At 67.2% G+C, this 19,925-nt stretch carries 21 protein-coding genes; 19 read left to right on the top strand and 2 right to left on the bottom strand.

Going from position 1 to position 19,925, the window contains the following annotated elements; translation table 11 throughout:
* Positions 1-2 precede the first annotated feature (2 nt).
* From BM075_RS04470 to arsH, 10 genes are all read left to right on the top strand, one after another.
* Positions 3-3,968, top strand: coding sequence for a baseplate multidomain protein megatron (locus BM075_RS04470; protein ID WP_093359482.1), 3,966 nt, complete (start codon positions 3-5; stop codon positions 3,966-3,968).
* 10 nt (positions 3,969-3,978) lie between these two features.
* Positions 3,979-5,055 carry a DUF2793 domain-containing protein gene (locus BM075_RS04465; protein WP_093359481.1) on the top strand — a complete coding sequence of 359 codons (1,077 nt, stop codon included), beginning with the start codon at positions 3,979-3,981 and terminating at the stop codon, positions 5,053-5,055.
* A gap of 13 nt (positions 5,056-5,068) precedes the next feature.
* Positions 5,069-5,359, top strand: a complete 291-nt coding sequence (locus BM075_RS04460; RefSeq protein ID WP_093359480.1) for a DUF6127 family protein — start codon at positions 5,069-5,071, stop codon at positions 5,357-5,359.
* 74 nt (positions 5,360-5,433) lie between these two features.
* On the top strand, positions 5,434-6,108 hold the full coding sequence (locus tag BM075_RS04455) for a YcbK family protein (RefSeq protein ID WP_093359479.1): 675 nt from the start codon (positions 5,434-5,436) through the stop codon (positions 6,106-6,108).
* Positions 6,105-6,362 (top strand): hypothetical protein, encoded by a 258-nt coding sequence (locus tag BM075_RS04450; RefSeq protein WP_093359478.1) that lies wholly within the window; start codon positions 6,105-6,107, stop codon positions 6,360-6,362. Before BM075_RS04455 ends, BM075_RS04450 begins: the two co-directional genes overlap by 4 nt.
* A gap of 31 nt (positions 6,363-6,393) precedes the next feature.
* Positions 6,394-6,561 (top strand): hypothetical protein, encoded by a 168-nt coding sequence (locus BM075_RS25085; protein ID WP_319637509.1) that lies wholly within the window; start codon positions 6,394-6,396, stop codon positions 6,559-6,561.
* A gap of 31 nt (positions 6,562-6,592) precedes the next feature.
* Positions 6,593-6,934 (top strand): ArsR/SmtB family transcription factor, encoded by a 342-nt coding sequence (locus tag BM075_RS04440; protein WP_093359476.1) that lies wholly within the window; start codon positions 6,593-6,595, stop codon positions 6,932-6,934.
* Positions 6,931-7,368, top strand: coding sequence for an arsenate reductase (glutaredoxin) (gene arsC, locus BM075_RS04435; RefSeq protein WP_093359475.1), 438 nt, complete (start codon positions 6,931-6,933; stop codon positions 7,366-7,368). Before BM075_RS04440 ends, arsC begins: the two co-directional genes overlap by 4 nt.
* On the top strand, positions 7,365-8,477 hold the full coding sequence (gene arsB / locus BM075_RS04430; RefSeq protein WP_093359474.1) for an ACR3 family arsenite efflux transporter: 1,113 nt from the start codon (positions 7,365-7,367) through the stop codon (positions 8,475-8,477). The genes arsC and arsB overlap by 4 nt, the downstream gene beginning before the upstream one ends.
* Entirely contained in the window at positions 8,470-9,201 is a 732-nt protein-coding gene (gene arsH, locus BM075_RS04425) for an arsenical resistance protein ArsH (protein WP_093359958.1), read from the top strand. Before arsB ends, arsH begins: the two co-directional genes overlap by 8 nt.
* A 261-nt stretch (positions 9,202-9,462) precedes the next feature.
* Here arsH and BM075_RS04420 read toward each other — a convergent pair whose 3' ends face one another.
* A complete protein-coding gene (locus tag BM075_RS04420) occupies positions 9,463-9,879 on the bottom strand; it encodes a MerR family transcriptional regulator (protein ID WP_093359473.1) in 417 nt (138 codons plus the stop codon).
* 76 nt (positions 9,880-9,955) lie between these two features.
* Here BM075_RS04420 and BM075_RS04415 point away from each other — a divergent pair, with 76 nt between their 5' ends.
* From BM075_RS04415 to BM075_RS04395, 5 genes are all read left to right on the top strand, one after another.
* Entirely contained in the window at positions 9,956-10,354 is a 399-nt protein-coding gene (locus BM075_RS04415) for a mercuric transporter MerT family protein (RefSeq protein WP_093359472.1), read from the top strand.
* A 21-nt stretch (positions 10,355-10,375) separates the two neighbouring features.
* On the top strand, positions 10,376-10,714 hold the full coding sequence (locus tag BM075_RS04410) for a heavy-metal-associated domain-containing protein (RefSeq protein WP_093359471.1): 339 nt from the start codon (positions 10,376-10,378) through the stop codon (positions 10,712-10,714).
* Positions 10,715-10,815: 101 nt separating this feature from the next.
* Positions 10,816-12,240, top strand: coding sequence for a mercury(II) reductase (gene merA / locus BM075_RS04405; protein ID WP_093359470.1), 1,425 nt, complete (start codon positions 10,816-10,818; stop codon positions 12,238-12,240).
* Between the two features lie 51 nt (positions 12,241-12,291).
* Positions 12,292-13,638: a dihydrolipoyl dehydrogenase family protein gene (locus BM075_RS04400; protein ID WP_093359469.1), complete on the top strand. Its 1,347-nt coding sequence runs from the start codon at positions 12,292-12,294 to the stop codon at positions 13,636-13,638.
* Between the two features lie 82 nt (positions 13,639-13,720).
* The gene (locus tag BM075_RS04395; RefSeq protein WP_093359468.1) at positions 13,721-14,878 is read left to right on the top strand and encodes a permease; all 1,158 of its coding nucleotides are present in this window, start codon (positions 13,721-13,723) and stop codon (positions 14,876-14,878) included.
* A 15-nt stretch (positions 14,879-14,893) separates the two neighbouring features.
* On the opposite strand, the gene BM075_RS04390 is transcribed toward BM075_RS04395, so the two are convergent.
* The gene (locus tag BM075_RS04390; RefSeq protein ID WP_093359467.1) at positions 14,894-17,347 is read right to left on the bottom strand and encodes a heavy metal translocating P-type ATPase; all 2,454 of its coding nucleotides are present in this window, start codon (positions 17,345-17,347) and stop codon (positions 14,894-14,896) included.
* Between the two features lie 149 nt (positions 17,348-17,496).
* On the opposite strand from BM075_RS04390, the gene cueR reads away from it, so the two are divergent.
* From cueR to BM075_RS04370, 4 genes are all read left to right on the top strand, one after another.
* Positions 17,497-17,892, top strand: a complete 396-nt coding sequence (gene cueR, locus BM075_RS04385) for a Cu(I)-responsive transcriptional regulator (protein WP_093359957.1) — start codon at positions 17,497-17,499, stop codon at positions 17,890-17,892.
* 98 nt (positions 17,893-17,990) lie between these two features.
* Positions 17,991-18,335, top strand: a complete 345-nt coding sequence (locus BM075_RS04380) for a hypothetical protein (RefSeq protein WP_093359466.1) — start codon at positions 17,991-17,993, stop codon at positions 18,333-18,335.
* 138 nt (positions 18,336-18,473) lie between these two features.
* A complete protein-coding gene (locus BM075_RS04375) occupies positions 18,474-19,406 on the top strand; it encodes a WD40/YVTN/BNR-like repeat-containing protein (RefSeq protein WP_245758739.1) in 933 nt (310 codons plus the stop codon).
* Positions 19,407-19,417: 11 nt separating this feature from the next.
* Positions 19,418-19,921, top strand: coding sequence for a DUF411 domain-containing protein (locus BM075_RS04370; protein WP_093359465.1), 504 nt, complete (start codon positions 19,418-19,420; stop codon positions 19,919-19,921).
* The last annotated feature ends 4 nt before the right edge of the window (positions 19,922-19,925 follow it).

Here is a 19,925-nt window from a genome sequence, read left to right as displayed (position 1 = left end):
ACATGGCCACCCTCGTTCTCGGCGCGGCCGGCGCCGCCATTGGCGGTTCGATTGGCGGCGCGATCCTCGGCGTGAGCGCCGCCACCATAGGCGGCTTCATCGGCTCCACCATCGGCTCGGTCGTGGACAGCTGGATCATCTCGTCGCTGGCGCCGACGCAGCGCATCGAGGGTGCACGTCTCGACACGCTGCGCATCACCTCGGCCACCGAAGGGGCGGTCATCCCGCGGCTCTATGGGCGCATGCGCATGGGCGGCAACATCATCTGGGCGACGGATTTTCGTGAGGAGACCAAGACCACCACGCAGGGCGGCGGCAAGGGCGGCGGCGGAGGAAAGGTCAAGACGACCGAGTATCTCTACTATGCCTCGTTCGCCGTGGCGCTCTGCGAGGGCCCGATCACCGGCATCGGCCGCATTTGGGCCGACGGCAAGCCCATGGACCTCTCCGGCGTCACCTGGCGCTGGTATCCGGGCGACGAGGCGCAGTCCGCCGATCCGTTCATCGCGGCGAAGATGGGGGCTGCCAGCACGACCGCCTATCGCGGCACCGCCTATGTGGTCTTCGAGGAACTGGCGCTTTCCACCTATGGTAACCGCCTGCCGCAGCTCTCCTTCGAGGTGTTCCGGCCACTGGCCGATCCCGACACCGCCGAGGGGCTGACCCGCGCCGTCACCATGATCCCGGCCTCGGGCGAGTTCACCTACGCGACGCAGGCGATCCGCAAGACCGATGGCGGCGCGACGGTGCCCGAGAACCTGAACGCGCTCGCCGACTCCACCGACATGGTGGAGGCGCTGGACCGGCTGCAGGCGATGGCGCCTGCGGTCGAGAGTGTCAGCCTCGTCGTGGCGTGGTTCGGCGACGATCTGCGCGCAGGTTCCTGCGAGGTGCGGCCGGGCGTCGAGGTGACGGCCAAGTCGACCACGCCCGCCACATGGTCGGTGAATGGCGTCAGCCGCGCTAATGCCTTCCTCGTCAGCCGCGACGATCAGGATCGGCCCGTCTATGGCGGCACGCCGTCCGACTTCGCCGTGGTGCAGGCGATCCAGGAGATGCAGGCGCGCGGGCTACGCGTGACCTTCTATCCGTTCACCCTGATGGACGTGCCGCCCGGCAACACGCTGCCGAACCCGTATTCAGACAACGCAGCCGGGACGGGGCAGCCCGCGTTCCCGTGGCGGGGGCGGATCACCTGTTCTCCGGCGGCAGGTTTCGCCGGAACCGTGGACAAGACCGCCACGGCCGCAAGCCAGGTCGCGGCGCTGTTCGGCGCGGCCACGCCCGCCAACTTCAGCGTGGCGGGCGAGAGCGTCAGCTGGACCGGCACGCCCGGCGACTGGGGCCTGCGGCGCATGGTGCTGCACTACGCCCATCTCTGCGCGGCGGCGGGTGGGGTCGACGCCTTCCTGATCGGCACCGAGATGCCGGGGCTGACGACCATCCGCTCGGGCGCCAGCACCTACCCGGCTGTGCAGGCCTATCGGGACCTGCTTGCCGATGTGCGTTCGATCCTCGGGTCCGGCACCAGGATCGGATACGCGGCGGACTGGTCGGAGTATTTCGGGCACCAACCGGGCGACGGCAGCGGCGATGTGTTCTTCCACCTAGATCCGCTCTGGGCCGATCCGGAGATCGATTTCGTCGGGATCGACAACTACATGCCGCTCTCGGACTGGCGCGACGGGTTCGAGCATCTCGACGCGGCCGAGGGCTGGCCCGCGATCTACGACCGGGCTTACCTGCAGGCGAACATCGCGGGCGGCGAAGGCTTCGACTGGTTCTACGCCAGTGCCTCCGACCGAAGCGCGCAAGACCGGACTCCGATCACCGATGGCGCGGCGGCCAAGCCGTGGGTGTTCCGCTACAAGGATCTGCGCGCCTGGTGGTCGAACGCGCATTACGACCGCCCGGGCGGGGTGGAGAGCGGGACACCGACCGCATGGGCGCCGCAGTCGAAGCCGATCTGGTTCACCGAGCTCGGCTGTCCGGCCATCGACCGGGGCACCAACCAGCCCAACGTCTTCTTCGACCCGAAATCGTCCGAGAGCTTCACGCCGCATTTCTCGCGGGGCTGGCGGGACGACGCGATCCAGCGGGCCTATCTCGAGGCGACGTATCTCTGGTGGGGTGACGCCGCGAACAACCCGGTTTCATCGGTCTACGGCGGCCGGATGGTGCATGTGCCGGAATGCGCCGCCTGGACCTGGGACGCGCGACCCTATCCGTTCTTTCCCGCGCTGACCGACGTCTGGACCGACGGCGCGAACTGGCGGCTCGGGCACTGGCTGACCGGGCGGCTCGGCGCGGTGTCGCTGGCCGCACTCGTCCGGCACCTCTGCCTGCGTGCGGGGCTGGTCGAGTCCCGGATCGACGTCACCGGGCTTTGGGGCGCAGTGGAGGGCTACGCCATCACGGCGCTGGAAAGCCCGCGCGCCTCGATCACCACGCTGTCGCGCCACTTCGGCTTCGACGCGGTGGAAACCGAGGGGGTGATCCGCTTCGTGATGCGCGGCCGGGCGTCTGTCGCCATCCTCGCGCCCGACGATCTGGTCGCCACCCGCGAAGGCGACGTGCTTGAACTGACGCGCGGCCAGGAAACCGAACTGCCGCAGGCGCTGAAGTGGCAGGTCGCCCGCGCCGACGAGGACTACGACGCAGCCCTCGTCGAGGCGCGGCGCATCACCGTGGACACCACGCGCATCGCCTCCGAGTCCTTCCCGATGGCGGTGCCGCCCGAGGAGGCCGAGCGCCGCTGCCGTCGCGCGCTGATGGAGGCTTGGGTGGGCCGGGAGACGGCGGCGTTCCGTCTTCCGCCGTCGCGCCTCGCGCTCGATCCGGCCGACGCGATCCAGCTCGCGCATGACGGGCGGCTGGTCGATCTGCGGCTCGTCTCCATCGCCGACGCCGAGGCGCGCGGGATCGAGGCGGTCCGCCACGACCGGGCGACCTACGACCTGCCGCCCGGCGATCCCCGCGCGGCGTCATTGACGCGCGCCGTCGTCTTCGGCGCGCCGGACGCGGTGCTGATGGACCTGCCGCAGCTCACCGAGGACCAGCCCGCACACCGGCCACTGGTCGCCGCGCACGCCGTTCCCTGGCCGGGCGAGATCGCGGTGTTCCGCAGTCCGTCGACCGACGGCTTCGAACTGCTCACCAGCTTCGGCGGCCGCGCCCGGATCGGGGCGATGGTGTCGGACCTCTATCCTGGCCCCACCTCGCGCTTCGACCTCGGCAACTCGCTGGTGGTTGATCTGCTGACCGGCACGCTGGAAAGCGTCACGGACCTGACCCTGTTCGGCGGCGCCAACGCGCTGGCGATCGAGAGCGCGCCCGGCGTCTGGGAGATCGTCCAGGCGGGCGCGGCCGAGCTGCTGGCGCCCGGCCGGTATCTCCTGACCCGGCTCCTGCGCGGTCAGCGCGGCACCGAGGGTGCGATGGGCAACCCCGCGCCGGCGGGGGCGCGGGTCGTGGTGCTGGACGCGTCGCTCGCATCGCTGTCGATCGCTGAGGCCGATCTCGGCATCCCGTGGAACTGGCGCATCGGCCCCGCGAGCCGCCCGGTCAGCGACGAGACTTACGTCGCGCAGGCCTTCGCGCCCGAGGGCATCGGACTGCGTCCGTTCTCCGTGGCCCATGTGGAGCAGCCGTGGCGCAAGCCGCGCACGCCCGGCGACCTGACAATCCGCTGGGCACGGCGGTCGCGCGCGCTCGCGGCGGACAGCTGGGGCGGGCTTGAGGTGCCGCTGGCCGAGGAACTGGAAGCCTACGAGGTCGAGATCCTCGACGGCGCCGCGGTGAGGCGGGTGCTGTCTGCGACCATGACCCGCTCGGTCTACACCGCCGCCCAGCAGACCGAAGACTGGGGCACGCCGCTCGGACCGGGCGACACGCTCGACGTCCGCATCTTCCAGCTCTCCGCCCTCGTCGGGCGGGGCGCGCCCAAGACCGTCACGCTGATGCTCTGAAGGCCATCCCATGTCCGACGCCACGACCCATCTCCTGCTGCCCTACATCCTGGCGGCGCAGGCCCAGAAGCATGTCACCCACAACGAGGCGCTGCGGATCCTCGACGGGCTCGTCCAGCTTTCCGTGCTCGACCGCGATCTGACAGCGCCGCCCGGTTCTCCTGCCGATGGCGACCGATACATCGTCGGCTCGGGCGCGACGGGCGACTGGGCGGGCTGGGATCTGAACGTTGCGCTCTGGACCGATGGCGCCTGGCTACGCCTGCCGCCGCGCACGGGCTGGCGGGCATGGGTCGAGGACGAGGGGCTGCTGCTGGTCTACGACGGCGCAGGCTGGGTCGGCACCACGCCCGCGGCGCTGCAGAACATGGCGCTGTTTGGTATCGGCACTACCGCCAATGCCGCCAATCCGTTCGCGGCCAAGCTCAACGCCGCGCTCTGGACGGCGAAGACCGTGGCTGAGGGCGGCACCGGCGATCTCTTCTACACCATGAACAAGGAGGCGGCAGGCGATGACCTCGGCCTGACCCTGCAGACCGGCTTCGTGACGAAGGCGCTGGTCGGGCTGTTCGGCTCGGACAGGTTCCGCCTCGCGGTCTCGGCCGACGGCAGCACCTTCTTCGACGGGCTCAGCGTCGACAACACCACCGGCATCGTCGATCAGCCCCGGCTGCCGCGCTTCAAGGCGTACACGAACTACGACAACTATGTCGGTATCGGGACCTGGACGAAGATCGGCCTGAACAACACCGACTACAACGACCAGGGCGCGTTCGACGCCGCGAACAACCACTTCGTGGCGCCGGTCGACGGCACCTACCTCTTCGGCGCGACGCTGCTCTACAAGATCAACGCCAGCGCCACGGCCCGCATGCGCGGACGGCTTGTCCTGAACGGCACCACCGAAATCCGTGGCTCCCTCGGCGAAATCTCCGCGACCCACGTCTCGCTCGCCACCGCCATCTGGCTGCAGACCATGGTGCCGCTGACGGCCGGCGATACCGTCGAGCTGCAGGGGTATTTCCGGGTCGCGGACGGCTACTTCGCCGCCGATCACACGTCCTTCTGGGGCTGCAAGATCGGCTGACGAGGAGGACGCCATGACGGTACGCCGAAACGATCAGGGCTTCGTGCGGGTCCCGGAGTCGGAGTTCGAGACGATCCTCGCCCGCGCGGCCGAGGAAGGGGCAAAGCGCGCGCTCTCCGACGTCGGACTCGAGGGCAAGGAGGCGGCGCTGGACATCCGCGACCTGCGCTCGCTCGTCGAATGCATCCGGCTCGTGCGCCGCACTGCGGTGCAGACCACCGTGCGAATGATCACCACAGGCGTGATGCTGGCGCTGCTCGCCGGCATCGCCATCAAGCTCCGTATCTTCGGCGGCAGCCCGTAGACCCTGCGCCATCCGCCCGTTCGACCGACCGCACCCGCCCTTCGAGGCGGGTTTTTCGATTCCGGAGGATCCCCATGACGACGACTTTCTACCGCCACTGGCGAGATGTGCCCGACCGTATCTGGAGCTGGCCCAACTTCAGCCCGGCCGAGATCGCCTGCCGCGGGACCGGCAAGCTCCTTGTCAACGAGCCGGCGCTCGACAAGCTGCAGGCGCTGCGCAACCGCCTCGGCAAGCCGCTGATCGTCCGTTCCGCCTATCGCAGTCCCGAGCACAACCGCGCGGTCGGCGGCGCGACCCGATCCAAGCACCTCGACGGCGCCGCCTTCGACATCGCCATGACGAACCACGACCCGGTGGCCTTCGAGGTGGCGGCGCGGGAGGTCGGGTTCCTCGGCTTCGGCTTCTATCCGCGCTCGGGCTTCATGCATGTCGATTTGGGGCCGGCGCGGCAGTGGGGCGAGCGGTTCCCGCCGCGTGCGGTGCCGTTCGTCAAGGAAGCGCCGCCTTCGCGGGAAGTGCTGGCCGACAGCCGCACCATGAAGGGCGGCGGTGCGGCGGGTGTCGCGACGCTCGGCGCGGCCGGGGTGGAGGTGGCCCAGCAGGTGCTGGCAGAGACGCAAAGCGCCGTCCTGCCGCTGGTCCCGTATCTCGATACGCTCCGCTGGGTGTTCATCGCAGTGGCGCTCGGCGGGATCGCTGTCACGATCTACGCGCGTCTGGACGACTGGAAGCGGGGGCGGCGGTGATCGCCGCGCGTATCACCGGGATCGCGGCCGGCCCGTGGATGCGGGCGACGCTGCGCTACGCCGCCAGCGTCCTCGCCGTGCTCCTGTTCCTGCTTTCGTTTCGGCGGTCCGGTGAGCGAGCGGGACGCCTCGCCGAACGTCTTGAGACCACGGAGAAGGCCAATGATGTCCAACGCCAGATGCTGGAAGCGGCAGCTCGCCGCCCTCGCGATCGCGACGAGCTTGCTGAGCGGCTGCGCGACGGTCGGTTCTGAACCTGGCGGCATCTCTGCATGTCCGCCGGTCGTGGAATACAGTCGCGATCTCCAGTCGCGTGCGGCCGACGAGGTCTTGCTGCTGCCGGAACGCTCGGTGCTGGCGGAGATGATGAGCGACTATGTCGTACTGCGCGAGCAGGCACGGGCGTGCAGGGCCATTGAAGATCGAACTGAGCTGCCGTACTCCGGAGATTGATCATTCCTTACATCTCCATTATCATGGAGATATGGATAAACAGGACACCTTGGCCGCGCTGGCCGCGCTCTCTCAGGAGACGCGTCTCGACATTTTCCGTCTTCTGGTGGAGGCCGGCCCGGAAGGGCGCGCAGTGGGCCGGATCGGCGAGGCGCTGGATCTCCCTTCAGCCACGCTCTCGTTCCACCTCAAGGAGCTGAAGCATGCCGGGCTGGTGACGGTCCGGCGCGAGAGCCGCTCGCTCATCTACTCGGCCAGCTTCTCCACCATGACAGGCCTGATCGACTACCTGACCCGCAATTGCTGCGCCGGCGACCCGGCAGCATGCGGGATCGCTCCCCCGACCGCCGCCGCACGGAAAGAGACCGCATGACCCCCACGATCTATCACAACCCGAACTGCGGCACGTCGCGCAACGTGCTGGCGCTGATCCGCAATTCCGGCGAGGAGCCGGAGGTTATTGAATACCTGAAGACGCCGCCCAGCCGCGAGCGGCTCGTGGCGCTGATCGCCGCTATGGGAATTTCGGTGCGCGACCTCCTGCGCCGGAAAGGCACGCCCTATGATGAGCTCGGGCTCGACGACCCGAAGTTCTCCGACGACGAGCTGATCGACCTGATGCTGGCGCATCCGATCCTCATCAACCGGCCCATCGTCGAGACGCCGCTCGGAACCCGGCTCTGCCGTCCGTCCGAGGTCGTGCTCGACATCCTGCCCAATCCGCAGCAGGGCGAATTCCGCAAGGAGGACGGCGATCTCGTGGTGGACGCCGACGGGCGCCGCGTGGACGAGAGCGCCGCCCGATGAGCGACGACACCTACGCGCCCACGGCCGAGGCAATCGCAGCGCCGCCCGCCGGTATCGGCTTATTCGAGAAGTGGTTGTCGGTCTGGGTGGCGCTCTGCATCGGCGCCGGGCTGCTGCTCGGCAATACGCTACCGGGCCTGTTCGAGACACTCGCGGGGCTGGAGATCGCGTCGGTCAATCTTGTCGTCGCCGTCCTGATCTGGGCGATGGTCTATCCGATGATGGTGGCGGTCGATTTCGCGAGCCTCAGCCATATCGGCGACCGACCGAAGGGTCTGGTGCTGACGGTCGTGGTGAACTGGCTGATCAAGCCCTTCACCATGGCCGGCCTCGCCGTCCTGTTCTTCGAGGTCCTGTTCGCGGACCTGATCGCACCGGCCGATGCGCAGCAATATATCGCCGGTTTGATCCTGCTCGGCGCCGCGCCCTGCACGGCGATGGTGTTCGTCTGGTCGCAGCTGACGCGCGGCGATGCGACCTACACGCTGGTGCAGGTCTCGGTGAACGACGTCATCATGATCTTCGCCTTCGCGCCCCTCGTGGCGCTGCTGCTCGGCGTCACCGATATCGCGGTGCCGTGGGAGACGCTGATCCTGTCGGTCGGGCTCTACATCCTCATTCCGTTCGCAGCCGGCGCCGCCACGCGCCAGTGGCTCGCGCGGGATCGTCGGGGGACGGATGCCGAGGCGGCGGTCGCGCGCTTCACGGCGGCGGTGAAACCCTTTTCGGTGATCGGCCTTCTGGCGACGGTCGTGCTGCTCTTCGGCTTCCAGGGACAGATCATCCTGGAGCAGCCGCTGCTGATCGCGCTGATCGCCGCTCCGCTCCTCATCCAGTCCTACGGCATTTTCGCGCTCGCCTATGCCGCCGCCTGGGCTTGGCGCGTGCCCTTCAACGTTGCGGCGCCCTGCGCGCTGATCGGCACGTCGAACTTCTTCGAGCTCGCGGTCGCCGTCGCGATCAGCCTCTTCGGACTGCAATCCGGAGCCGCGCTCGCCACGGTCGTTGGCGTTCTTGTCGAGGTTCCGGTGATGCTGTCGCTGGTCGCCTTCGCCAACCGGACGCGGCATCATTTTCCCGCGGATGCCGGAGGCGCCCGGCATGGCTGACCATCCTGTCCCGATCGAAGACCTGCCGAACATCGACCCCGCGTCGCTCAGGCCGATCGACGTAGCTGCGCTCGCCGGGCCAAACGCGCCCACGCATCCGCCGCGCATCCTGATGCTCTATGGATCGCTCCGGACGCGCTCCTATTCGCGCTTCGCTTCGGAGGAGGCGGCGCGCCTCCTCCGCTGGTTCGGCGCCGAGACCCGCACCTTCAACCCGTCCGGCCTGCCGCTGCCGGACGCGGAAGGTCCCGACCACCCGAAGGTCAAGGAGTTGCGCGAGCTCGCGACCTGGTCGGAGGGCATGGTCTGGTGCTCGCCCGAGCGCCATGGCGCGATGACCGGCGTCATGAAGGCGCAGATCGACTGGCTGCCGCTGTCGCTCGGAGGGGTGCGGCCGACGCAGGGCAAGACGCTCGCGGTCATGCAGGTGTCGGGCGGCTCGCAGAGCTTCAACGCGGTCAACCAGATGCGCATCCTCGGCCGCTGGATGCGCATGGTGACGATCCCGAACCAGTCCTCGGTGGCGAAGGCGTGGGGCGAGTTCGACGATGCCGGCCGGATGCGCTCTTCACCCTACTACAACCGCATCGTCGACGTGATGGAAGAACTCGTAAAGTTCACCCATCTCACGCGCGACCGCTCGGCCTACCTGACCGATCGCTACTCCGAGCGGGTGGAAAGCGCCGAGCAGCTGTCGAAGCGCGTCAACCAGCGCTCGATCTAACGGCTCTCGGCCGCCTGTGGGTGCTGGTCCGGAGCCGAGTAGCACTCGCGCGGGCCCCGGCCGAAGCAGCGAGGAACACCCTCGCCAAACAGGAGTAGTTGCGCAATCAACTATTCCTGCAGCTCCAGCAGGCCGGAGCGGCCGACAAGCTCGCGATGTTCCCGCAGGGTTCGGCTGTCGCCGAGATGCCGCCGACTACAGGCGCGGGCGTGTAACGCCGCGGGTCGCTGAGGCCGATGCGGCAGGTCCCAGCGCCGCACCTTATGGGCCTTCGAGCGTCTCGAGCACGGCGCACTCGGGGACTGCCTCGCCCGAGCACCGTGCCGCCGTCGCCGACAGCGCCTTCTCGATCCGCCTGAGGTCTGCGATCTTTGCACGTACGTCCGCGAGGTGGCGTTCGGTGCGTTCCTTGACCTCCACACAGGTCTGGTCGCCGCCGTCGACGAGGTCGAGAAGCCCGCGAATCTCCTCGATCGAGAAGCCAAGCTCTCTGGCACGCAGGATGAACCTCAGCCGCAAGATATGATCCGGGTCGTAGACGCGGTACCCCGCCGGCGTGCGCGGCGGGTCAGGCATCATGCCGATCTTCTCATAGTAGCGAATGGTCTCGAGGTTGCAGCCGGTCCGCCGCGCCAGCTCCGCGCGCAGCAACCCGCTCCCGGATACGTGATCAGTCATCGCCAAAAACCCTCTTGAGCCTGTAGTTGCTACAGACCTTACGCATCCTACGACTCGAAATCGAGGGAGAACAAGGATGAGCACGCAAACCGAAGCAGCGCCCGTCAGGGAGGGCGCGGCCGACCCGTCCGACCAGAAAAGGAGCTGGCTGGCCGCAGGTGGTCTCGGCGGCGCGGTTCTGTCCTCGATCTGTTGCCTCGGCCCGCTGGTGCTGCTGTCGCTCGGCGTCTCCGGGGCCTGGATCGGCAACCTGACCGCCTTGACGCCGTACAAGCCGATCTTCGCAACCATCGCGCTCGTGTTCATCGGGCTGGGATTCCTGCAGATCTACTTCCGCCCGCACACGGTCTGCGACCCCGGATCCTCTTGTTCCCGGCCGCAGTCGGCCATCGTCGTCAAGATCGCCCTCTGGTCCGCCACCGTGCTCGTGATCGCCTCGCTCACGCTCAACTGGTGGGCGCCTCTCCTCTACTGAACCCCTGGAAGGAACCGTTTAATGCACGTTCGCCTGACAAACGCTGCTGCCGCTCTGATGCTCGGTCTCGGCCCCTTCGTGATGAGCGCAACCACCCCTGCGTTCGCGCAGGCGCCTGCCACGGAGGCCGCCCTCCGGACGGCGACGTTCTCGGTCGAGAACATGACCTGCGCCAGCTGCCCGATCACCGTCCGCTTGGCGATGGAAGGCGTCGAAGGCGTGCGATCGGCCGAGGTCGATTTCGAGACCAAGTCCGCCACCGTGGTCTTCGACCCCGCCCTGACGGACCCCGAGGCGATCGCCGCGGCCTCGATGAATGCGGGCTATCCCGCCACCCCGGCGGCTGGGATGCCCGAATAAGGAAACCGAGATTTCCTTAGGCTCGGCGACACCCTGACGCGGCGTTCTGCGCTGCAGCGAAGTGCCGCACCTGAACATGCCATTGGACGAAAGAAGCTGACATGGACGCCTGCTGCTCAGAATTGCGCAATTCCCCCTACGATATCGCTGTGGTCGGTGCCGGCTCGGCCGGGTTCTCGGCCGCCATCACCGCCGCGGATCTCGGTGCGCGCGTCGCCCTCATCGGCCACGGAACGATCGGCGGCACCTGCGTGAATGTCGGCTGCGTGCCGTCCAAGACAATGATCCGCGCGGCGGAAGCGCTGCACGGCGCCAGCGCTGCTACGCGGTTTCCGGGGCTCGCCGGCGAAGCTCGCGTGACCGACTGGCCGTCGCTCATCGCAGCGAAGGACGATCTCGTCGCGACGTTGCGGCAGAAGAAGTACGCGGACCTGCTGCCGGACTACGAAGGGGTGGACTACATCGAAGGCCGGGCGCGCTTCGACGGCGATGCTCTCCTTGTCAGTGGCGCGCCGCTCCGCGCCGGAAAAACCATCATCGCCACCGGCGCATCGCCGGCCATGCCGGACATCGCCGGCATCGGGGACGTGCCGGTCCTGACCAGCACGACGGCGCTGGAGCTGACCGAGCGGCCTGCCTCGCTCCTCGTCATCGGCGGCGGTTACATCGGCTGCGAGCTCGCGCAGATGTTTGCGCGCATGAGAACGGCGGTGACGCTCGTCACGCGGTCGCGACTGCTGCCCGAAGCCGAGCCCGAGGTTACGGAGGCGCTGACCCGCTATCTCCGCGATGAGGGCGTCACGGTTCGGACCGGAGTCTTCTACCGCCGCATCGCGCGCCGCGAAGAAGGGGTCGTGCTCACCGTGCTCTCGGAAGGCGGGGAAGAGACACTGACCGCCGCCCGCGTTCTGGCGACGACCGGCCGGCATCCCAATACAGAAGGACTGAACCTGACTGACGCCGGCGTCGAACTCGACCGGCGCGGCGCGATCATCGTCGACAACCGCTTGCGGACCACCCGGCCCGGCGTTTACGCCGCGGGCGACGTCACCGGGCGCGACCAGTTCGTTTACATGGCGGCCTGCGGCGCGAAGCTTGCTGCGAAGAACGCACTGAACGGCGACAGCCTGGTCTACGACAACGGGGCCATGCCCTGGGTCGTGTTCACCGATCCGCAAGTCGCGGGCGTTGGCCTGACCGAGGCGGAAGCGCGCGCGGCGGGGCACGAGGTCAAGACCTCGATCGTGCCGCTCGATCAGGTGCCGAGGGCACTGGCGGCCAGAGATACGCGCGGGCTGATCAAGCTCGTGGCCGACGCCAGGAGCGATCGGCTGCTCGGAGGCCAGATTCTTGCGCCCGAGGGGGCCGACAGTATCCAGACGTTGGCCATGGCGTTGAAGTTCGGGGTGACGACGCAGGCCCTTGGGGAGACGATCTTTCCCTATCTCACCAACGTTGAGGGGCTGAAGCTGGCCGCGCAGAGTTTCGGGCAGGACGTGGCCAAGTTGTCCTGCTGCGCGGGATGAGGTCCGTCCCGGATGCCTGGACCGAAATGGTAGTACGAAGAAGGAACTCGAATGGCGAAGCAGTATCAATTGGTGGTGGTCGGGACGGGTACGGCGGCCATGGTGGCTGGGATGCGGGTGCGCGCGGCAGGCTGGAGCGTCGCGGTTATCGACTTTCGACCATTCGGCGGGACCTGTGCTCTCAGGGGCTGCGACCCAAAGAAGATGATGGTCGGCGGCGCCGAAGCGGCGGATCACGCCTGGCGCATGAGTGGGCGCGGGGTCGAAGGCGATACGCATCTGGAGTGGCGCGGACTCCTCGACTTCAAGCGCGGCTTCACTGATCCAGTGCCCGAAAAGCGCCGGAACACTTTCGCAGAGAAAGGCATAGACACCTTCCATGGCCGCGCCCGGTTCACAGGGCCGAACACGCTGAACATCGAGGGAGAAGCGGTTGAAGCCGACCACATCCTGATCGCGGCGGGCGCGGAGCCGGTGCCGCTTGGCATCCCGGGCGAGGAGCATCTCATCGACAACGAGGCGTTCCTCGATCTTGAGAGCCTGCCGAAGAACATCGTGCTCGTCGGCGGGGGCTACATCGCGGCGGAGTTCTCTCACATCGCGGCTCGCGCCGGCGCCAAAGTCACGATCCTTCAGCATGGCGAGCGGATGTTGAAGCATTTCGACCCCGACCTTGTCGGCTGGCTGATGGACAAGTTCGGCGAGGTGGGGATCGACATTCGCACTGAGGCGGAGGTGACGTCGGTCGAAGGAGCCGGAGAGGGCTACCGGGTCGCAGCGAAGGGGCCGGATGGCGAGATGACCGTGGACGCCGATCTCGTCGTTCATGCGGCCGGGCGCAAGCCGGCTCTCGACGGTCTCGATCTCGACGCCGGCGGCGTGAGGCACAAGGATGGCCGGCTGGTCCTGAACGAGCACCTGCAGAGCGTATCCAATCCGGCGGTCTACGCCGCCGGCGATGCTGCCCAGATGGGGCCGCCGCTGACGCCGGTCTCGAGCCACGACGCGAAGGTGGTGGCCGCCAATCTGCTCGAGGGCAACAAGCACGAGCCCGACTACACGGGGGTTCCCAGCGTCGCATTTACGGTCCCTCCGATCGCCGCCGTCGGTCTCACCGAGGCGGACGCCCGGGAGAAGGGCTTGAACTTCCGCGTAAAAAGCGAGCGAGCGGAGGGGTGGTTCACCGCGCGCCAGGCGGCTGAGAAGGTCTACGGCTTCAAGGTTCTGGTGGACGAGGAGACCGATCGCATTCTGGGCGCACACCTGGTAGGGCCGCACGCCGACGAAGTCATCAACATCTTTGCGCTCGCCATTCGCCATGGGCTGACGGCCGAGCAGCTGAGATCGACGATGTTCGCATATCCCACGGGCGCATCGGACATCGGCTCGATGCTCTGAACCTTGCGGCCCGCAGAGGAACGGAGCGGTTCCCCTCCGGGTTAACCGGACAGGTATAGATGAGCAATAGAGGCGGCGCGCCGTGGATCAGATAGTAGAAGCCTTCACCACTGGCGCCGGGATGTTGTGGAAAGCGCTTTGGGCGCTGATCTTCGGCTACATCATCTCGGCCGGCATCCAGGTCCTCGTCACTCGCGAACAGATGGCCAGGATCCTCGGTGAACGCGGGCCAAAAGAGGCTGGCATCGGCGGATTTTTCGGCTTCATCTCTTCGTCCTGTTCGTTCGCTGCGCTCGCGGCATCGCGCTCGGTCCTGGTCAAGGGCGCGCATCCGATGAACTCGATGGCGTTCCTGATCGCATCGACCAATCTGGTGATCGAGCTCGGCATCGTCCTCTGGGTGCTGCTCGGCTGGAAGTTCACCCTCGCGAACTTCCTTCTCGGCATCTTGATGATCGTCTACGCCTACATCCTGACCGCGCTCTGGTTTCCCTCGGGCCTCGTCGATGAGGCGAAGGAGCACGGCGAGAAGGCCCAGAAAAGCGAGGGAATGGACATGGACCACGGGATGAAGGGCTCGTTTCGGAACAAGCTCACCTCCCGCAAGGGCTGGCGACGGATCGCCCAGGCGTTCTTCATGGAATGGAAGATGGTCTGGAAGGAGATCCTCTTCGGCTTCACCATCGCCGGCTTCATCTCGGTCTTCGTGCCGCAGAGTTTCTGGAATGCGATCTTCCTCATCAGCGACGGCGGCGCGCAGGACAGCCCGGGATTCCTCATCGTGCTGGAGAACGCACTCGTCGCGCCGGTCGTGGCGTTCTTCACTTTCATCGGATCGATGGGCAACGTGCCGCTGACGGCGATGCTCTGGTCGCGCGATGCGTCCTTCGGCGGCGTGGTGGCGTTCCTCGGAGCCGACCTCGTGGCGGCGACGGTGATCTGGGTCCACGCCAAGTACTACGGCTGGCGCTACGCCCTTTATCTTTCGGGCCTGCTCTACGTCTGCATGGTCGCGGCAGGCGTCACCGTGCACTACCTCTTCGCACTGCTCGGCATGATCCCGACCGAGCGGCCGTCGCTGCAGGAGATGGTGCGGTTCGCGATCGACTACACCTTCTTCCTGAACCTCGCCTTCCTGGCCGCGGCCGCGGCACTTCTCTGGCTGCACTTCCGCGGCGGCGGCGAGAGCACGGGAGGCCGGAACCGGCAAGAGCATGAACCGTCCCGCGCCCGCGCTTGAGCGAGAAGCTCTCGATCAGAGTCGCACGGCCCGCAGCCTCAGCGCATTGCCAATGACCGAGACGGACGAGAGGCTCATCGCGGCCGCAGCGAACATCGGCGAGATCAGGAGCCCGAAGAACGGATAGAGCAGCCCTGCCGCGATCGGCACGCCGGCGCTGTTGTAGATCATCGCGAAGAACAGGTTCTGCCGGATGTTGCGCATCGTCGCCAGCGACAGCCGCCGCGCCCGCACGATCCCGCCGAGGTCGCCCTTGACCAGGGTGAAGCCGGCGCTTTCGATGGCGACGTCGGCGCCGGTTCCCATGGCGATGCCCACGTCCGCCTGCGCCAGTGCTGGAGCGTCGTTCACGCCATCGCCCGCCATCGCTACCTTGCGCCCCTCCGCCTGAAGCTCGCGGATGATGCGGGCCTTGTCCTCGGGCAGCACGTCGGCCCGGATGTCGTCGATGCCAAGGCGGCCGGCGATGGCGCGGGCGGTGCGTTCGTTGTCGCCGGTCGCCATAACGATGCGAAAGCCGAGCGCGTGAAGGTCCTTCAGTGCCTGCGGGGTCGTCTCCTTCACCGGGTCGGCCACACCGACGAGGCCCGCGACGGCGCCATCGACGGTGACGAACATCACCGTCTCGCCTTCGTCGCGCCGGGCATTCGCGGTCGCAGTCGCTGCAGGCGCCTCGACGCCCAGCTGCGCCAGCATCTTCGCATTCCCGAGGGCTACGGCCTTGCCATCGACGACTCCTTTCACGCCCATGCCGGTCACGGCCTCGAACGCCTCGGCGTTGGCAAGCGTCAGCCCCCGCGCCTCTGCCCCGCGCACGATGGCTTCGGCCAAGGGGTGCTCGGATCCGCGTTCGAGACTGGCGGCAAGGCGCAGGATCTCCGCCTCGTCATGCCCCGCCTCGGGTAGCACGGCGGCCAGTTCGGGCTTGCCGACCGTCAGAGTGCCGGTCTTGTCTACAATCAGCGTGTCCACCCTCTCGAACGCCTCCAGCGCCTCGGCGTTCTTGATGAGCACGCCGGCCTGCGCGCCACGCCCCGTGGCCGTCATGATCGACATGGGCGTGGCTAGCCCCAGTGCGCAGGGGCAGGCGATGATGAGGACCGCGATGGCCGAGACGAGCCCGTAGGCAAGCGCGGGTTCGGGGCCCCAGATGGCCCAGGCGATGAAGGACAGGACCGCGATGCCGATCACCGCCGGCACGAAATAGCCGGCCACGGAATCCGCCAGCTTCTGGATCGGTGCGCGCGACCGTTGGGCCGAGGCCACCATCTCGACGATCTGCGCGAGCATGGTGTCCTTGCCGACGCGCCGCGCCTCGATGATCAGGCTGCCGGTGCCGTTGATCGTCGCTCCCGTGACCGGATCGCCCGCGACCTTCTCGACCGGCACCGGCTCTCCGGTCAGCATGGATTCGTCCACAGACGAGCGGCCCTCGACCACCTCGCCATCCACCGGCACCTTGTCGCCCGGCCGGACGCGCAGGCGGTCGCCGATATGGACGTCCTCCAGCGGCACTTCTTCCTCGCTCCCGTCCGGGCGAATGACACGCGCGGTCTTCGCCGCGAGGTCCAGAAGCGCCCGGATCGCCGAGCCGGTGCGTTCCCGCGCCCGAAGCTCCAGGAGCTGGCCCAGCAGGACCAGCACGACGATCACCGCGCCGGCCTCGAAGTAGATGCCGACATTGCCCTGATCGTCGCGGAAGCCCGCGGGGAACAGGCCCGGCGCGATCACCGCAACCGTGCTGAAGGCCCAGGCCGCGAAGACGCCCATGGCGATCAGGCTGAACATGTTGAGGTTCAGCGTGCGAAAGCTCTTCCAGCCGCGCACGAGGAACGGCCAGCCCGCCCAAAGGATCACCGGCGTGGCCAGGATCAGCTCGAACCAGTGCGCAAGCCTCTCCCCCGTCCAGTCGCGGATGGGCATGCCGACATAGCCGCCCATCGCCAGCAGCACGACCGGGATGGTCAGCGCCGCGCCGATCCAGAAGCGGCGGGTGAAATCGACGAGTTCGGGGTTCGGTCCCTCCTCGCCGGTGGGAACGCCCTTCGGCTCCAGCGCCATGCCGCAGATCGGGCAGTCTCCGGGTCCGACCTGCTCAATCTCGGGATGCATCGGGCAGGTGTAGATCGTGCCTGCCGGCATCGGCTCCGGCGTCGGCTTTGCCTTCAGGTACATCTCCGGCGCGGCGTCAAATTTGTCCTTGCACCGAGCCGAGCAAAAGTAGAATCGCTCGCCCGCGTGCTTCGACAGGTGCTCAGCCATCGACCGATCAACCGACATGCCGCAGACCGGATCGACGGCCTCGATAAAGTCGTCGGGCGAGGCGGCGAACCTGGACCGGCACTTCTCGGAGCAGAAGTGGTAGACGTGGCCCTCATGCTCATGATGAAGGGCGCTGTCATTCGGTTCGACCACCATGCCGCAGACGGGGTCTCTGGCCACTCCCGTTGAAGCGTGCGCGACATCCATCTTCGGTCCTCCGGTTGATATCGCATCGACAGGTAGGCCTTCCAGCGGATGGAAGGTCAATGCCAAAAGATTCAAATTGCGCTCTTGACCTTCCAGTAAGTGGAAGCCCTATGTGCTCGCCCAAGGACAGAGCGAAAGGTGGCGCGGCCATGAACATCGGAGATGTGTCGGAACGGAGCGGCCTGCCGGCCAAGACCATTCGGTACTACGAAGACATCGGGCTTGTTCGGCCTTCGCGCAGCGAGAACGGGTACCGGGAGTTCGGATCTCAGGACCTGCACAAGCTGGCCTTCCTGGCCCGCGCCCGGTCGCTCGGGTTCACCATAGAAGAATGCAGGACGCTCTTATCCCTTTACGAAGATCGCCATCGATCAAGTTCAGACGTGAAGAGGCTCGCGAAGACTCACCTTGCGCGGATTGATCAAAAAATCGGTGAGTTGCAGGCACTCAGCGCGACGCTTCGTGATCTGGTCACGCGCTGTCAGGGCGACGACCGTCCCGATTGTCCCATCATGAACGACCTTGCACGTTCCGGAACGGCCTGAATGGACCAAATATCCGAAGACCGATGAAGTCCAGCCATTCACCCGATTGCGAACACCGCGCAGTGGAAACCGGGCTCCATACAGAATAGAGTACTCAGATGAAGTTCGTAGCCCGCCTGATTCTCGTTGCCGTCCTCGCGGTGTTCGCGGTGAGTCCGGTTGCGCATGCTGCGGGCTCGGCAGATATGGCTGCCGCCATGATCGCCTCCGGTGATGCTGTGATGCCGATGTCCGACTGCGCCGCCTGTGATGACACCGGCGCGGGCGAGATGGGTCTCGCGTGCGAACTCGTCTGCGGAGCCGGCAGTTTCGCAGCTGTGGTTGCGCCGCTGGCAAACGGCATCGTTTCGTCTCCACGTGAGGCGCTTGGGCCCGCGGTGACGCAGGACTTCTGCGGCCTTTCTAGCCCCCCAGCCAAGCACCCTCCTCGAACCCTCATCTGATCTGACGCCCGGCGGCACGCGCGCAGCCGGCACGTCATCGAGCGCCTCGGCGGCGGATGCGCCCCGAAGTGCAGTCCTTTCCCGCGTCGCGTGCCTTCCGGCCGCGGCGGAGGACCAAGGGTTTGATCAGGAGTTACCATGCCCGGCCCAACTTATCCGAGGCTGACACGTCGCAGTTTCCTTCTGTATTCCGGCACTGCGGTCGGCGTGTTGGCGCTACCGAAGGTTCTGCATTCCGCTGAACCGCTGAGGCCGGCAATGGTGGCGCTCGCCTTCGACGGTGACGCTCTGCTTGCGGCGGGTTCAGACCTGCTCCGCAGCGATGATGGCGGAAGCTCATGGACGGCGCTGCCCGTCCCTGCCGTCGTCCTGGCTCTCGCGACGCACCCCGAACGGCCCGGCCGCATCATTGCCGGTCTCGCATCTGGCGGCGTCGCGCTGTCTGAAGATGGTGGACGCACCTGGGAAGGCCGCTCCCGCGGTCTCGCCGAAGGCAAAGTCGACGCTGTGGCCATCGCGGCCGGGCAGCCTGACATGATCTATGCCTCGGTCCAGGGCGACGGGCTCTGGAAGAGCGAGGACGCCGGTCAAAACTGGAGCCTTGCCATGGACCGCCCCTGGCTCGCTGACGCCGAACGCGACCTGCTCGCACTCACCTCGGTGGATCTGGCTTCGGGCATGGGTGGAATCTGGATCTATGCCGGCACCCCAGCGGGCCTGACCCGCGTTCCCGACTGCTTCTGTCGCTGGCAGGATGTCCAGCCGGGCGACGCGATGGACGCTCTGGTTTCCGGCGATGCGCCGCCATCAGAGGCGCCGCTTCCGGCGGGCGAGCCGATCCATGCGCTGGCCAGCGCGCCGGCCGCGCCCGAAATGCTCTATGCCGCCCTGCCGTCGGGCATCTGGACCTCCCGCGACGGCGGCGTCGTCTGGTCGCACCTCGCGGTCGGGTTCGCCGTCGCGGTGGCGGTGCACCCGGTCGATCCCGACCACATCGTCGCTGCGCTGGATGGCGGCCTGAAGCAGAGCCGCGACGGCGGCGCCACCTGGTCCGCGCTCGCGGCCACCTGAAGGAGTTCACCATGAAGAACGCACTTGCATTCACCTCAATTGCAGCCGTCGCGGTCGCGGGTGGCATCGCCTTCGCCACGCTGTCCTCGGCACAGGACTCGGGTCGGACGACCACCACTGATGCTGCCGCCACGGAACAGGCGGTGCCCTCGAAACAGATCACGATCTGGCGCGACCCGAGCTGCGGATGCTGTGACGCCTACGCCGAATACCTCGAAGGCAACGGCTATCAGGTGACGCGCATCGACGACCCAAATTTCGACCGGCGCTCCGTCGAGGCAGGCGTGCCGGAGCAGGGACTCGGCTGCCATTTGGCCGAGATCGACGGCTACTACGTCAGCGGCCTTGTCCCCGCCGAGATCATCGAGCGGCTGGTGACGGAACGTCCGGAGATTGCCGGCATCACGCTCCCCGGCATGCCGGCGAACGCGCCCGGCATGGCGCCCGAGAAGACCGGCACTCTGAAGACCTACGCCTTCGGCGAGGACGGGGTCACCGTCTATTCCGATGAGTGAGTGC

This window comes from Tropicimonas isoalkanivorans (genome assembly GCF_900112335.1).
Lineage (GTDB): Bacteria > Pseudomonadota > Alphaproteobacteria > Rhodobacterales > Rhodobacteraceae > Tropicimonas > Tropicimonas isoalkanivorans.
The sequence above is the reverse complement of the archived record's forward strand: the minus strand, read 5'-3'. Positions and strand labels throughout refer to the sequence as shown.

Excerpts from the sequence above, each read along its gene's own strand:
- BM075_RS04465 (WP_093359481.1), top strand. The coding sequence starts at position 3,979 with ATGTCCGACGCCACGACCCATCTCCTGCTGCCCTACATCCTGGCGGCG.
- BM075_RS04470 (WP_093359482.1), top strand. The coding sequence starts at position 3 with ATGGCCACCCTCGTTCTCGGCGCGGCCGGCGCCGCCATTGGCGGTTCG.
- BM075_RS04440 (WP_093359476.1), top strand. The coding sequence starts at position 6,593 with ATGGATAAACAGGACACCTTGGCCGCGCTGGCCGCGCTCTCTCAGGAG.
- arsC (WP_093359475.1), top strand. The coding sequence starts at position 6,931 with ATGACCCCCACGATCTATCACAACCCGAACTGCGGCACGTCGCGCAAC.
- arsH (WP_093359958.1), top strand. The coding sequence starts at position 8,470 with ATGGCTGACCATCCTGTCCCGATCGAAGACCTGCCGAACATCGACCCC.
- BM075_RS04410 (WP_093359471.1), top strand. The coding sequence starts at position 10,376 with ATGCACGTTCGCCTGACAAACGCTGCTGCCGCTCTGATGCTCGGTCTC.
- BM075_RS04455 (WP_093359479.1), top strand. The coding sequence starts at position 5,434 with ATGACGACGACTTTCTACCGCCACTGGCGAGATGTGCCCGACCGTATC.
- BM075_RS04380 (WP_093359466.1), top strand. The coding sequence starts at position 17,991 with ATGAAGTTCGTAGCCCGCCTGATTCTCGTTGCCGTCCTCGCGGTGTTC.
- cueR (WP_093359957.1), top strand. The coding sequence starts at position 17,497 with ATGAACATCGGAGATGTGTCGGAACGGAGCGGCCTGCCGGCCAAGACC.
- BM075_RS04460 (WP_093359480.1), top strand. The coding sequence starts at position 5,069 with ATGACGGTACGCCGAAACGATCAGGGCTTCGTGCGGGTCCCGGAGTCG.
- BM075_RS04370 (WP_093359465.1), top strand. The coding sequence starts at position 19,418 with ATGAAGAACGCACTTGCATTCACCTCAATTGCAGCCGTCGCGGTCGCG.
- BM075_RS04400 (WP_093359469.1), top strand. The coding sequence starts at position 12,292 with ATGGCGAAGCAGTATCAATTGGTGGTGGTCGGGACGGGTACGGCGGCC.
- merA (WP_093359470.1), top strand. The coding sequence starts at position 10,816 with ATGGACGCCTGCTGCTCAGAATTGCGCAATTCCCCCTACGATATCGCT.
- BM075_RS04375 (WP_245758739.1), top strand. The coding sequence starts at position 18,474 with ATGCCCGGCCCAACTTATCCGAGGCTGACACGTCGCAGTTTCCTTCTG.
- BM075_RS04420 (WP_093359473.1), bottom strand. The coding sequence starts at position 9,879 with ATGACTGATCACGTATCCGGGAGCGGGTTGCTGCGCGCGGAGCTGGCG.
- BM075_RS04415 (WP_093359472.1), top strand. The coding sequence starts at position 9,956 with ATGAGCACGCAAACCGAAGCAGCGCCCGTCAGGGAGGGCGCGGCCGAC.
- BM075_RS04390 (WP_093359467.1), bottom strand. The coding sequence starts at position 17,347 with ATGGATGTCGCGCACGCTTCAACGGGAGTGGCCAGAGACCCCGTCTGC.
- arsB (WP_093359474.1), top strand. The coding sequence starts at position 7,365 with ATGAGCGACGACACCTACGCGCCCACGGCCGAGGCAATCGCAGCGCCG.